Here is a 12,904-nt window from a genome sequence, read left to right as displayed (position 1 = left end):
GCAAGGCCTGAGGGGGCGGGTCACGGGAACCCTGGCCAGGGCCGGCCAGTGGTTGTCGCATGGAGTGTTGGCCTGAACAGTCGTTTGATCCATGACCTTGAAGAGGACTTCAACGTGATCAGTAAGCAGAACCTTCGCATCAACGTACTGGCAGCCGCGCTGCTGTCGATGTCGGTCGGCACCGGTGCCGCGTTTGCCGGCACCCTTCGCGCCGAAGAGCCGGTACGCGCGGCCACTGTCGCGCAGCAGGTCAGCGACGGCATCATCATCAAGTACCGCAGCGGCACCGCTGCTGCGTCCGACCGCTCGGCCAAGCTGCAGGTGGTGCATTCGGCGCTGTCGCGGGCGAGCCTCAACGGTGGCACCGTGCGCGCCAACGCGCTCAGCCCGCAGGTGGTGCGCACGCTCGGCGTGGGTGCCGATCTGATCCGCCTGCAGAGCCGGCTCGGCGGCGCCGAACTGCAGAAGGTGCTGGCCGAACTGTCGGCCGATCCCTCGGTGCAGTACGCCGTGGCCGACGTGCTGATGCAGCGCGCCGACCTGCGCGCCAAGGCCGACGCCACCCCGCAACTGGTGCCCAACGACCAGTACTACCAGCAGTACCAGTGGCATTTCCACAACGCCGTGGGCGGCATCAACGCACCGGCCGCCTGGGACGTGTCCCAGGGTGAGGGCGTGGTGGTGGCGGTGATCGATACCGGCATCGTGCCCAACCATGTGGACTTCACCGGCAATCTGCTGGAGGGCTACGACTTCATCAGCAACGCGGCGCGCTCGCGTCGCCCCACCAATGACCGCGTGCCCGGCGCCCTGGACTACGGCGACTGGGTGGAAAACGACAACGAGTGCTACCAGGGCTCGCTTGCCGATGACAGCTCCTGGCACGGCACGCACGTGGCCGGTACCGTGGCCGAAGCGACCAACAACGGCATCGGCATGGCCGGTGTCGCGTACAAGTCCAAGGTGCTGCCGGTACGCGTGCTCGGCAAGTGTGGTGGCAGCCTGTCGGATATCGCCGATGCGATCACCTGGGCGTCCGGCGGCACCGTGGCCGGCATTCCGGCCAACCCCAACCCGGCCGAAATCATCAATATGAGCCTGGGCGGCGGTGGCGCGTGCGATCCGGTCTACCAGGCCGCGATCAACGGTGCGGTGCAGCGCGGCACGGTGGTGATCGTGGCGGCAGGCAACGACGGCGGCCCGGTGGCCAACGCACGTCCGGCCAACTGCAACAACGTGGTGGCCGTCGGTGCCACCCGCATCACCGGTGGCATCACCTACTACTCCAATTACGGCCCGGCAGTGGATCTGTCCGCACCGGGTGGCGGCGGCAGCGTCGACGGCAACCCGGGCGGCTTCGTCTGGCAGGCCGTGTCCAGCAGCACCACCTCGCCGGAGCTGGGCACCTCCACCTACGGTGGCAAGGGCGGCACCTCGATGTCCTCGCCGCACGTGGCCGCCGTGGCCGCGCTGGTGCAGAGCGCCTTGATCGCCAACAACCGCGACCCGCTGACCCCGGCGGCGATGGAGACCCTGCTCAAGGAGACGGCCCGTCCGTTCCCGGTCAGCATTCCGGCGTCCACCCCGATCGGCACCGGCATCCTCGATGCCAAGGCCGCGCTGGACAAGGCGCTGGAAGAGCCGTGCACCGAGGACTGCGGCCCGACCGCGACGCCGCTGACCAACAAGGTGGCGGTGGGCGGCCTGAGCGGCGCCGGTGGCAGCGAAGTGCTCTACAGCTTCGAGGCCCAGGCCGGCAAGGTGCTCAGCCTGCTGACCTACGGTGGCAGCGGCAACGTGTCGGTGTACGTCAGCCAGGGCAAGGAACCGACCGCGACGGCCTACGACGCCAAGTCGACCCGTCCGGGCAACAGTGAAACCGTGCGCTTCACCGCGCCGGTGGCGGGCACGTACTACATCAAGCTGGTCGGCGAGTCCGCGTTCAGCGGCGTGAGCATCGTCGCCAACCAGTAAGCGTATCGCCCTGCTGCGGGAGTCCGTCTTGTGACGGGCTCCCGCTTTTGCATTCCGCACCGGGGAATCCCGCGTAGGATCGCGACGAACTGCTAAAGTCGCAGGGGTTGCCAGGAGAGCTTCGTGAACGCGGTTGCCCACGATCCCACTGCCGAATCCGCAGCGGAAACACGACTAGTCGACGTATTGCTGCAGAAGGGGCGCCTGAAGGAAGGCGACCTCGCGCGCGCGCGTCCGTTGCACCGTGAATCCGGCGGCAGCCTGCTGCAGCTGCTGGTGCGGCTGGGCCTGGTGTCCGAGCGCGACCATGCCCAGACCAGCAGCGAGGTGCTGGGGCTGCCGTTGCTGGATGCCAAGGCGGTTCCGGAAAGCCCGCCCGAGGCCCTGCTCGAAACGCTGCCGCTGTCGCTGCGTTTTCTCAAACAGTTTCACGTCTGCCCGCTGGCGCTGCAGGACGGCGTGCTCGACCTGTGGGTCTCCGACCCGCAGGACCCGTACGCCGCCGAGGCGGTGCAGCTGGCCACCTCGGTTCCGGTGCGCCTGCACGTGGGGCTGCGCTCGGAGATCGACGATCTGATCGAACGCTGGTTCGGCCAGGGCCGCAGCGCGATGGGCGCGATCATCGAGACCGCTGACGGCGAAGGCGCTGCGGTGGACGACATCGAACATCTTCGCGACCTGGCCTCCGAAGCGCCGGTGATCCGCCTGGTGAACCTGGTGATCCAACGCGCGGTGGAACTGCGCGCTTCGGACATCCACATCGAACCGTTCGAGAACCGCCTGAAGGTGCGCTATCGCGTCGACGGTGTGCTGATCGACGGCGAAAGTCCGCCGGCCAATCTGACCGCGGCGGTGATCAGCCGCGTCAAAATCATGGCCCGGTTGAACATTGCCGAACGCCGCCTGCCGCAGGACGGCCGCATCATGCTGCGCGTGCAGGGCAAAGAGCTGGACCTGCGCGTGAGCACGGTCCCCACCGCGCACGGCGAGAGCGTGGTGATGCGCCTGCTCGACCGGGACACGGTGGTGTTCGACTTCCAGCGCCTCGGCTTCACCGACGCCTTCCTGCCGCAGTTCCGCCGGGTGCTGGAACAGCCGCATGGCATCCTGCTGGTTACCGGCCCGACCGGATCGGGCAAGACCACCACGCTGTACACCGCGCTGAGCCAGCTGAACACCGCCGACGTCAAGATCATCACCGTCGAAGACCCGGTGGAATACCAGATCGAAGGCATCAACCAGATCCAGGCCAAGCCGCAGATCGGGTTGGATTTCGCCAACGCCCTGCGCAGCATCGTGCGCCAGGATCCGGACATCATCATGATCGGCGAAATGCGCGATCTGGAAACGGCGCGCATCGCCATCCAGTCCGCGCTCACCGGCCACCTGGTGCTGTCCACGCTGCATACCAACAACGCCGCCGGTGGCATCACCCGCCTGCTCGACATGGGCGTGGAGGATTATCTGCTGACGTCCACCATCAACGGCATCCTCGCCCAGCGCCTGGTGCGCCGCCTGGAGCCGTCGCATGCGCTGCGCTATCCGGCCTCGCCGGAGGAGATCGAGAAGTTCGGCCTGCGCCGCCTGCAGCCGCAGGGCGAGATCTTCCTGTACCGCGCGCAGCCGTCGGCGGCAGCGCCCACCGGTTACCTGGGGCGCACCACGATCATGGAGTTCCTGGTGATGAACGACGAACTGCGGCGTGCGGTGATGCGGCGTGCCGGCATGGGCGAGATCGAGCAGATCGCACGCGCCGCCGGCATGCGCACCATGTATGAAGATGGCCTGTCCAAGGCGCTGCAGGGCCACACCACCCTTGAGGAAGTGCTGCGCGTGACGGAGGAATCCTGATGCGCCGCGCGTGCCGGCAGCGGAGCGGCGGCTGAGCATGCCCCAGTACCGCTACAAGGCGCTCAACGCCCACGGTGAGCTGTTCGACGGGCAGATGGAGGCCGCCAGCCAAGCCGAGGTCGCCGCGCGGCTGCAGGACCAGGGCCACGTGCCGATGGAAGCGCGGCTGGCCAGCGACGGCGTGGCCAGCGCATCGTCGTGGGCCACGCTGCTGCGGCGCAAACCGTTCGACGGCGCCGCGCTGGTGCAGTTCACCCAGCAGCTGGCCACGCTGCTCGGCGCGGGCCAGCCGCTGGATCGCGCGCTGACCATCCTGTTGGAGCTGCCCGAGGACGAGCGCAGCCGCCGGGTGATCACCGAGATCCGCGACATCGTGCGTGGGGGCGCCGCGCTGTCCACCGCACTGGAACGCCAGCACGGCCTGTTCTCGCGGCTGTACATCAACATGGTGCGCGCCGGTGAGGCCGGCGGCAGCCTGCACGACACCCTGCAGCGCCTGTCGGACTACCTCGAACGCAGCGCCGAGCTGAAAGGCCGGGTGATCAACGCGCTGATCTATCCGGCGATCCTGCTGGCCGTGGTCGGCGGCGCGCTGCTGTTCCTGCTCGGTTATGTGGTGCCGCAGTTTGCCACCATGTACGAAAGCCTGGACGTGGCCTTGCCCTGGTTTACCCAGTGGGTGCTGGCGGCCGGCACGGTGGTGCGTGAAGGCTGGATCGCAGTGATCGTGGTCCCGGCGCTGGTGGCGCTGGTGATCGAGCGCAAACTGCGCCAGCCGGCGTTCCGCCTGGCGCTGGATGGCTGGCTGCTGCAGCGCCGCGGCATCGGCGCGCTGGTGGCCAAGCTGGAAACCGCGCGGCTGGCACGCACCCTCGGCACGCTGCTGCGCAATGGTGTGCCGCTGCTGTCCGGCCTGGGCATCGCCCGCAACGTGCTGGGCAACCGCGCGCTGGCGGCCGACGTGGATGCGGCCAGCGACGAGGTCAAGAACGGCAACGGCCTGTCCGCCTCGCTGGCGCGCGGCAAGCGCTTCCCACGTCTGGCCCTGCAGATGATCCAGGTCGGCGAGGAATCCGGCGCGCTGGATACCATGCTGCTCAAGACCGCCGACACGTTCGAACAGGAAAGCGCACGCGCGATCGACCGCCTGCTGTCGGCGCTGGTACCGGTGATCACCCTGGTGCTGGCCTCGGTGGTCGGGCTGGTGATCGTGGCCGTGCTGGTGCCGCTGTACGACCTCACCAACGCCATCGGCTGAGCGCCGCCGGCCCATCCCCGACCGACCCGATCCAAGGAGCCCACTGCATGCAACGCCGCCTGATCCGCTTCTCCTCGCCGCGCAACCAGTCGGGCATGAGCCTGCTGGAAATCATCATCGTCATCGTGCTGATCGGCGCGGTGCTTACCCTGGTCGGCAGTCGCGTTCTCGGCGGCGCCGACCGCGGCAAGGCCAACATCGCCAAGGCCCAGGTGCAGACCGTGGCCGGCAAGATCGAGAACTACCAGCTGGACACCGGCAAGCTGCCGGCCAAGCTCGACGACCTGGTCACCCAGCCCGGCGGCAGCAGCGGCTGGCTCGGCCCGTACGCCAAGCCGGCCGATCTCAACGATCCGTGGGGCCACGCGCTGGAGTACCGCGTGCCCGGCGAAGGCCAGCCGTTCGAGCTGATCAGCCTCGGCAAGGACGGCAAGGTCGGCGGCAGCAGCTACGACGCGGACATCCGTTACGAGTGATCGAGGCGGCCGCCCCGCACCCGCCGCGCCACCACCGCGCTGCCCCGCGGACGGGCGCGCGTGGCCTGTCGCTGCTGGAAATGCTGCTGGTGGTGGCCCTGATCGCGGTGGTCGGGCTGATCACCGCCAGTGGCATGCGGGGGGGCATCGACGGCATGCGGCTGCGCAACGCCGGCAAGGAAATGGCCAACCAGCTGCGCTACACCCGGACCCAGGCGATCGCCACCGGTGAGCAGCAGCGCTTCGTGGTGGACCCGAAGGCGCGTACCTGGACCGCCGCCAATGGCCGCCACGGCACCCTGCCGGCGACGCTGGAGGTCCAGGTCAGTGCGGCGCGCGAAGTCGCCCCCGGGCCCGGCCAGGCCGCCATCGCGTTCTATCCCGATGGCGGCGCCAGCGGGGGACGGATCGCATTGAGCGCGCGCGATGCGGTGTGGGACATCCAGGTGGGCTGGATCACCGGCGAGGTGCGCTCGGGCATGCGGCGGGACCGTCCATGAAGCGCCAGCGCGGCTATTCGCTGCTGGAAGTGATCGTCGCGTTCGCGCTGCTGGCGCTGGCGTTGACCCTGCTGCTGGGCAGCCTGTCCGGCGCGTCGCGACAGGTCGGCCAGTCCGATCTGCGGACCCGCGCGGTACTGCATGCGCAGTCGCTGCTCGAGGCCACCGGCATCGACGCGCCGCTGCAACCGGGGCAGACCCGCGGTGAGTGGGAGGACGGCCGCTACCGCTGGCAACTGCAGGTGGAGCCGTTCGTGGACGCGCGTGGCGATACCGCGCCGTCGGTCATCGACCCCGCTGCGCCGCGCCTGGCCCGGATCACCCTGCAGGTGCGCTGGGGCGACGGTGGCGGCGAGACGCTGCAGTGGCGCAGTCTGCGCCTGCTGCCGCCGGCAACGGCCGCAGTGCCGGGGGCACCCCGATGAGGCCGCTGGCGGTTCACACCCGCGCAGGGTTCACCCTGATCGAAGTGCTGCTGGCCACCGCACTGCTGGTGGGCGGGCTGGCCCTGGCGTTCGCTACGATCCGCTCGGCGATGGCGATCAGCCAACGGGGCGAAGCGGTGGCCGCGCACAACGAGCGCATGCGGGCGGTCGAAGGGTTCCTGCGGCGCCGCCTGGCAATGGCCACGCGCACCGCCACCACGCCGCCGGACCCGACCCGCGAGCCGGTCTACTTCGCCGGTGACGCGCAGCACATGCTGTTCGTGTCCGAACTGCCGGGCTATCTCGGCCGCGGCGGGCCGTATGTGCACGAACTCGCGCTGCGCCCCGATGGCCGCACTCAGCGGCTGGACCTGACGCTCACCCTGGTGCAGAACGGCGAGCGCATCGAGGAAACCCCGCCGCGCGCCCCCGAACTGCTCGTCGATGGCCTGCGCGGCGTGCACTTCCGCTATCGCGGCATCGACCCGCGCACCGGCGACGTCGGCGCCTGGCAGGACCGGTGGGACGATACCCGGCGCCTGCCGCTGCTGGTGTCCATCGATGTGCAGCCGGCACAGGGGCCGGCCTGGCCCACGCTGGTGGTGGCGTTGTCGCAGCAGCAGGCCGCGCGCCCATGACGCGGCGCATGCGGGGGGCCGCGCTGGTACTGGTGCTGTGGCTGATCGCGCTGCTGACGGCCGTGGTGGGCGCGTACGCGCTCACCGCCCGGGTGGAGCATCTTCAGCAACGCGTGGTCGGCGATGACGCAATCGGCCAGGAGCATGCGCGGGCGGGCCTGGAATACGCGCTGCACCGCCTGCAGCCCACCGCCACGCAGCCGGCGTGGGTACCCGATGGCCGGCGCTACCGGTGGCAGTTCGACGAACGCCGTATCGACCTGCGTATCGTCGATGAGAACGGCAAGATCAATCTCAACCTTGCCGATGCGGCGTTGTTGTCCGGCTTCCTGCGCGCGCTGGGTGAACCGCCGCCACGTGCCCAGCAGTTGGCCGGGGCGATCCTGGACTGGCGCGACGCCGACAACCTCAAGCAACCCGGCGGCGGCGCCGAAACGGCGGACTACCGGGCAGCCGGGCTGCCGTATGGCGCGCGCAATGCGCGCTTTGACAGCCTGGGCGAACTGCAGCGGGTGCTCGGCATGGATGCGGCGCTGTATGCGCGCATGGAGCCGATGCTGACGCTGTACAGCCGCCAGTCGCGGCCGGACCCTCGCTTCGCCGCCGGTCCGGTATTGAGCGCGCTGGGGCTGGATGCCGAGCGGCTGCTGGCCGAACGCGAGCGTGCGCAGGCGGCGGTCGAAGCCGGTGTTCCTGTCGCACCGCTTGCCAGCGGCGGCGGCACCTATAGTATCGAGAGCCGCGCCACGGACGCGCGGGGCCGTGTTTCGGTGTTGCGCGCCGTCGTGCGGATGGGGTCGGCGGGTACGCCGGGAAGGGTCTACACAGTGTTTCGCTGGGAACAGGGAATGGCAGCACGATGACGGCATGGCGTGACAGTCTGGTGCGGGCGCAGGGGCAGATGGCGCCGGGTGTGGGCCGTGGCCTGCGCTGGTGGCGGCGTTCGCTGCTGGCGTGGTTGCCGGCGCGCTGGCAGTGGGCGCTGGGCTGGTCGCGCTCGCGCCTGCTGCTGTCCGTGCAGGCGGGGCAGGTGCGCCTGATGCAGGAAACCGGCGCGATGATCGGCCCGGTCGTGGACGTGCCGCTCTCGACGTCGCCCACTGCGCTGGACAGTCTCCTCGACGCACGCCTGCGTACCCTGCCGCGGCATTGGCTGCTGCCGGCCTCGGCGGTGCTGCGGCGGCCACTGCGGCTGCCGGCGGCCGCGGCCGAGCGGCTGCACGACGTGGTGCGTTTCGAGATCGACCGGCAGACGCCGTTCGATGCAAGCCAGGTCGCCTTCGACGTACGCGAGCTCGGCGTGCTCGACGACGGCCAGCTCCAGGTCGAACTGGTGGTGGTGCCGCTGCAGGCGCTGGCGCAGTGGGCGCAGCAGTACGGCGCGTGGTCGCAGGGGCTGGCCGGACTGGATGCGGTCGATGCAGCCGGCGTGCCGCTCGGCGTGAACCTGCTGCCGCCGGCACAGCGCCAGGCCACGCGCGATCCGATGCGGCGCTGGAACCTGCTGCTGGGCGCGGCCAGCGTGCTGCTGCTGGTACTTGCTGGCCTGCAGCTGCTGGACAACCGCCAGGCGGCGGCCGAGCGCCTGCGGGCGCAGGTCGATGCAGCGGCGCGCGACGCCCGCCAGGTGGCGGCCGAACGCCAGCAGCTGCAGTCGCTGGTGGACGGTGCGGCGTTCCTGGAACAACAGCGCGGGCGCCATGCCAGCAGCGTGGAAATCTGGAACGAGCTGACCCGGCTGCTGCCCGACGGAACCTATCTGGAGAAGCTGTCCATCGAAGGCAACACGCTGCAGTTGATCGGGCTCAGCCGTGAAGCCTCGCAGCTGGTGCCGCTGCTGCAGGTGTCGCCGTTGTGGCGCAAGGTCAACCTGACCGGTGTGCTGCAGGCCGACGGTGGCGCCGCCGGCCGCGACCGCTTCACGTTGACCGCCGAGCTGCAGCCACTGCCCGGCCAGGGCACCGCCTCCATCCCGTCAACGTCGGAGGGTGCCGATGGCGCAACCAACGACACGCCGTGACCGCTGGCTGGCGCTGGCACTGCTGATCGCGGTGATCGGCGTGGCCTACCTGCTGCTGGTGCACCCGTGGTTTACCCAGCCGCTGCGCGCCATCGATGCCGACATTGCCGGGCTGCAGGAGCGCCAGCAACGCGTGCAGGCCCAGCTGCAGCAGCGCACACAGGTGGCGCAGGGCCTGGCGCAGGCACGCGCGGCGCTGCAGGGACGCCCCGGTTTCCTGCGCGAGGCCACCGCCGAATCCGCCGCCGCCGCGCTCTCCACCCGCCTGCAGGATGCGGTTGCTTCGGCCAGCCCGGGCAATCGCAGCTGCACGATCAGCAACCGCTCGCCCCTGCCTGATACCACGCCGGATGCGCGCTTTGCACGGGTGGCGCTGCAGGTGCGGCTGCGCTGCGGCATACCGGAAATGGCGGCGGTGCTGCACACCCTGGAAACCGGCACGCCGCGTCTGTTCATCGACAATCTCAACCTGCTCGCGCAGCGCTTCCAGCAGTCGCCCAGCGAAACCGGGACGGGGCTGGACGTGTCGTTCGAGCTGGTGGGGTATCTGGACGACACCGCGACCGATGGCATCGCGCAGGCGCCCGTTGCGGCCGACGCCGCCGGTGCCGCGGCATCCGCCGCAGCGGTCGCCGCGCCGTCGATGGGGGATGCGATGGCCATGCCCGCCGCACCGATGGACGCGGACGGTGGCGACGCGGTGCCGGATGAGGAGGGCGCGCATGAAAATTGACGTGGCGCCCCTGCGCACCTGGTGGTTGGCTGCGGTACTGGCCTGGGCCGCGGCGATCTGGCTGGCGACCCTGTTCGGGCTGGGCGGTCGCCTGGGTCCGGCGCCGCCGCCCGGACGCGGCGCCGCCGCGCTGCCGGTCCTGCCGCCTGCGGCCCCCGAGCGCATGGCCACGGCCGCGAGCTACGCCGACATCGGCACGCGCCCGTTGTTTGCCGAAGACCGTACCCCCCGGCCCTACCTGCTGGGCGGCAGCGAACCGGGTGCGGCCAGCACGGTCAGTCTGACCGGCGTGCTGCTCACCGACAGTTTCGCGATGGCCATTCTTACCACCGACCAGCACCAGTCGTTGCGCCTGCGCCTCAATGGCGATGCTGTCAACGGCTGGCAGCTGCTGGCGCTGGAGCCGCGTCGTGCCACTGTCGCCGGCCCCGGCGGCACCCAGGTACTGGAGCTGCCGGTGTTCAACGGGCAGGGCGGCGAGCCGCCCACCGTGCTCGGCAACCCCACGCCCGGTGGAGGCGTGCCGCCAGCTGGTCAGCCGATGCCCGCGCTTCCACCACCGGCGTCGGCGGCGGCCCAGGCCCGGCCGACCAATGGCCCGTCGCCCGCCGCGATGGCGCGGCCGGTCGCACCGGCACCCGCGCCGGCACCGGCGCAGAACGAAGGCCCCAGCGAAGAACAGATGAGTGCGATCCGCGAGCGCATCCAGGCGCGCCGCCAGCAACTGCAGCAACAGCAGCAACAACAACAGTCGTCGCAGCGACCGCCCGCGGGCGGCTCCGGCCAAAACCCTTAGAGTGAAAGCATGACACTGCGTCTTTTCCCGATTTCCTTTGCCGTGGCCCTGCTGGTGGGCTGCGCCACCGTGCCTGCTCCCGAGGTGCGTCGCGACGCCGTGCTGGACGGGCCGCACCAGGTGGTGGCCGGCGACGGCTCGCGCGAGGGCGTGGCCACCGAAGGCCTGGAGGCCGGCGCACCGCAGGCGGTGATCCGCCGCGGCACCGGCACCATGATCAACCGCAGCGCCGCTGCGGCGCCGCAGCCGGCGCTCTCGCAGGCCGGCAGCGGGCAGGCGACCTTCAACTTTGAAGGCGAATCGGTGCATGCCGTGGTCAAGGCCATCCTGGGCGACATGCTCGGGCAGAACTACGTGATCGCGCCGGGCGTGCAGGGCACCGTGACGCTGGCCACGCCCAAGCCGGTGTCGTCGGCGCAGGCGCTGAACCTGCTGGAAATGGTGCTGGGCTGGAACAACGCGCGCATGGTCTACAGCGGCGGCCGGTACAACATCGTGCCCGCCGACCAGGCGCTCGCCGGCACGGTCGCGCCGAGCACCGCCCCGGCCGCCAGCGCGCGTGGCTTCGAGGTGCGCGTGGTGCCGCTGCAGTTCATTTCCGCCACGGAGATGAAGAAGGTCCTGGAGCCGTATGCGCGGCCCAACGCGATCGTCAACGTCGACAGCGGGCGCAACGTGATCACCCTCGGCGGTACCCGCAACGAACTGGAAAACTACCTGCGCACGGTGGAGATCTTCGACGTCGACTGGTTGTCGGGCATGTCGGTGGGCGTGTTCCCGATCCAGTCGGGCAAGGCCGAGCAGGTCGCTGCGGATCTGGAAAAGGTGTTCGGCGAAGAGAGCAAAACCCCCAGCGCGGGCATGTTCCGCTTCCTGCCGCTGGAAAATGCCAACGCGGTGCTGGTGATCACCCCACAGGCACGTTACCTGGACCAGATCCAGCAGTGGCTGGACCGCATCGACACCGCCGGCGGCAGCGCCCGCCTGTTCTCCTACGAGCTGCGCTACGTCAAAGCCAAGGACCTGGCCGAGCGCCTGGCCGAGGCGTTCGCCAGCGAGAACGGCCGCGGCCGTGGCAGCAGCAGCGCCTCGCTGGCGCCGGGGGGCTCGCAGATGGAGGTCGGCAGCCGCGACCTGGGCGGCAACACCAACAACATCAGTACCACCGGCAGCGGCAACGGCAACAGCCGTGGCGGGTTGGGCGAGGGCAGCATGAGCCTGCCGCAGCGGCAGGCAGGCAACGCCAGCTTCAACCTGGAAGTGCAGGGCGACAGCGTCGGCGTGTCGGCGGTGGAGGAAACCAACACCCTGCTGGTGCGGTCCACGCCGCAGGCCTGGCGCTCCATCCGCGAGGTGATCGAAAAGCTCGACGTGATGCCGATGCAGGTGCACATCGAGGCGCAGGTGGCCGAAGTGTCGCTCACCGGCGACCTCAGCTACGGCGTCAACTGGTTCTTCGAGCAGGCCGTGGCCACCGGCAAGACCGAAAGCGGCGTCGACCTGCCCAGCGCCCTGGGCCGCTCGATCTGGGGCAGCATTTCCGGGGTCGTCGGCGATGGAGGCGTGGGCTGGACCTTCCTTGGCAAGAACGCGGCCGCCGTGGTCACCGCGCTGGACAAGGTCAGCAACCTGCGCCTTCTGCAGACCCCCTCCATCTTCGTCCGCAACAATGCCGAGGCGACGCTCAACGTCGGCACCCAGATCCCGATCAACTCGGTCTCGGTCAACACCGGCGTGGGCGGCGACAACACTTACAGCCAGGTGCAGTACCTGGACACGGGCGTGATCCTCAAGGTGCGCCCGCGCATCACCCGCGATGGCGTGGTGTTCCTGGACATCGTGCAGGAGGTCAGCTCGGCCGGCGCGATTCCCGCCGGCTGCGATCCGACCAAGACCACCTGCAACCCGCCGATCAATACCCGCAAGATCTCCACCGAGGCGGCCGTGCAGAGCGGCGATACCATCATGCTGGCCGGACTGATCACCAACTCCGACGAGGATGGCAGCAACGGCGTGCCGGGGCTGAGCAAGATCCCGGTGCTGGGTGCGCTGTTCGGCAGGAAGACCCAGAACAGCGGTCGCTCGGAAGTGATCGTACTGCTCACCCCGACGATCGTGCGCAACGCGCAGGAGTCGCGCAACCTGACCGACGAATACAGCAGCCGCTTCCGTGCGATGGAGCCGTTCCCGAACCACCCGAAGAAGAACTGACGCGCCCCCCGCGCTGCCTGTT

The 12,904-nt window shown here is 69.7% G+C and carries 12 protein-coding genes; all 12 read left to right on the top strand.

What is annotated here, in order from left to right; all coding sequences use genetic code 11:
• The first annotated feature begins 114 nt into the window (after nt 1–114).
• Entirely contained in the window at nt 115–1,974 is a 1,860-nt protein-coding gene (locus tag ACPEH8_RS15190; protein ID WP_423667323.1) for a S8 family peptidase, read from the top strand.
• Nucleotides 1,975–2,097: 123 nt separating this feature from the next.
• A complete protein-coding gene (gene gspE, locus ACPEH8_RS15185; protein WP_136003618.1) occupies nt 2,098–3,825 on the top strand; it encodes a type II secretion system ATPase GspE in 1,728 nt (575 codons plus the stop codon).
• A 37-nt stretch (nt 3,826–3,862) separates the two neighbouring features.
• Nucleotides 3,863–5,083, top strand: a complete 1,221-nt coding sequence (gene xpsF / locus ACPEH8_RS15180; RefSeq protein ID WP_262071570.1) for a type II secretion system protein XpsF — start codon at nt 3,863–3,865, stop codon at nt 5,081–5,083.
• Between the two features lie 47 nt (nt 5,084–5,130).
• Nucleotides 5,131–5,559, top strand: a complete 429-nt coding sequence (gspG, locus tag ACPEH8_RS15175; RefSeq protein WP_017357535.1) for a type II secretion system major pseudopilin GspG — start codon at nt 5,131–5,133, stop codon at nt 5,557–5,559.
• On the top strand, nt 5,559–6,059 hold the full coding sequence (gene xpsH, locus ACPEH8_RS15170) for a type II secretion system protein XpsH (protein ID WP_166473631.1): 501 nt from the start codon (nt 5,559–5,561) through the stop codon (nt 6,057–6,059). The genes gspG and xpsH overlap by 1 nt, the downstream gene beginning before the upstream one ends.
• Complete coding sequence (xpsI, locus tag ACPEH8_RS15165) at nt 6,056–6,484, top strand: type II secretion system protein XpsI (RefSeq protein ID WP_017357533.1); 429 nt, start codon at nt 6,056–6,058, stop codon at nt 6,482–6,484. The genes xpsH and xpsI overlap by 4 nt, the downstream gene beginning before the upstream one ends.
• Nucleotides 6,481–7,122, top strand: coding sequence for a prepilin-type N-terminal cleavage/methylation domain-containing protein (locus tag ACPEH8_RS15160; RefSeq protein WP_423667320.1), 642 nt, complete (start codon nt 6,481–6,483; stop codon nt 7,120–7,122). The genes xpsI and ACPEH8_RS15160 overlap by 4 nt, the downstream gene beginning before the upstream one ends.
• Nucleotides 7,119–7,985, top strand: a complete 867-nt coding sequence (locus tag ACPEH8_RS15155) for a general secretion pathway protein GspK (protein ID WP_017357531.1) — start codon at nt 7,119–7,121, stop codon at nt 7,983–7,985. Before ACPEH8_RS15160 ends, ACPEH8_RS15155 begins: the two co-directional genes overlap by 4 nt.
• Nucleotides 7,982–9,142 carry a PilN domain-containing protein gene (locus tag ACPEH8_RS15150; protein ID WP_312707733.1) on the top strand — a complete coding sequence of 387 codons (1,161 nt, stop codon included), beginning with the start codon at nt 7,982–7,984 and terminating at the stop codon, nt 9,140–9,142. Before ACPEH8_RS15155 ends, ACPEH8_RS15150 begins: the two co-directional genes overlap by 4 nt.
• The gene (gene gspM, locus ACPEH8_RS15145; RefSeq protein WP_136003626.1) at nt 9,117–9,875 is read left to right on the top strand and encodes a type II secretion system protein GspM; all 759 of its coding nucleotides are present in this window, start codon (nt 9,117–9,119) and stop codon (nt 9,873–9,875) included. The genes ACPEH8_RS15150 and gspM overlap by 26 nt, the downstream gene beginning before the upstream one ends.
• Complete coding sequence (locus ACPEH8_RS15140) at nt 9,865–10,671, top strand: general secretion pathway protein GspN (protein WP_166472601.1); 807 nt, start codon at nt 9,865–9,867, stop codon at nt 10,669–10,671. Before gspM ends, ACPEH8_RS15140 begins: the two co-directional genes overlap by 11 nt.
• Before the next feature lie 9 nt (nt 10,672–10,680).
• Nucleotides 10,681–12,882 (top strand): type II secretion system secretin GspD, encoded by a 2,202-nt coding sequence (gene gspD / locus ACPEH8_RS15135; RefSeq protein ID WP_136003631.1) that lies wholly within the window; start codon nt 10,681–10,683, stop codon nt 12,880–12,882.
• Nucleotides 12,883–12,904 lie beyond the last annotated feature (22 nt).

Source organism: Stenotrophomonas sp. NPDC077461 (genome assembly GCF_049545475.1).
Classification (GTDB): Bacteria; Pseudomonadota; Gammaproteobacteria; order Xanthomonadales; family Xanthomonadaceae; genus Stenotrophomonas; species Stenotrophomonas nematodicola.
The sequence above is the reverse complement of the archived record's forward strand: the minus strand, read 5'-3'. Positions and strand labels throughout refer to the sequence as shown.

Excerpts from the sequence above, each read along its gene's own strand:
- xpsF (WP_262071570.1), top strand. The coding sequence starts at position 3,863 with ATGCCCCAGTACCGCTACAAGGCGCTCAACGCCCACGGTGAGCTGTTC.
- gspG (WP_017357535.1), top strand. The coding sequence starts at position 5,131 with ATGCAACGCCGCCTGATCCGCTTCTCCTCGCCGCGCAACCAGTCGGGC.
- xpsI (WP_017357533.1), top strand. The coding sequence starts at position 6,056 with ATGAAGCGCCAGCGCGGCTATTCGCTGCTGGAAGTGATCGTCGCGTTC.
- ACPEH8_RS15160 (WP_423667320.1), top strand. The coding sequence starts at position 6,481 with ATGAGGCCGCTGGCGGTTCACACCCGCGCAGGGTTCACCCTGATCGAA.
- ACPEH8_RS15155 (WP_017357531.1), top strand. The coding sequence starts at position 7,119 with ATGACGCGGCGCATGCGGGGGGCCGCGCTGGTACTGGTGCTGTGGCTG.
- ACPEH8_RS15150 (WP_312707733.1), top strand. The coding sequence starts at position 7,982 with ATGACGGCATGGCGTGACAGTCTGGTGCGGGCGCAGGGGCAGATGGCG.
- gspM (WP_136003626.1), top strand. The coding sequence starts at position 9,117 with ATGGCGCAACCAACGACACGCCGTGACCGCTGGCTGGCGCTGGCACTG.
- ACPEH8_RS15140 (WP_166472601.1), top strand. The coding sequence starts at position 9,865 with ATGAAAATTGACGTGGCGCCCCTGCGCACCTGGTGGTTGGCTGCGGTA.
- gspD (WP_136003631.1), top strand. The coding sequence starts at position 10,681 with ATGACACTGCGTCTTTTCCCGATTTCCTTTGCCGTGGCCCTGCTGGTG.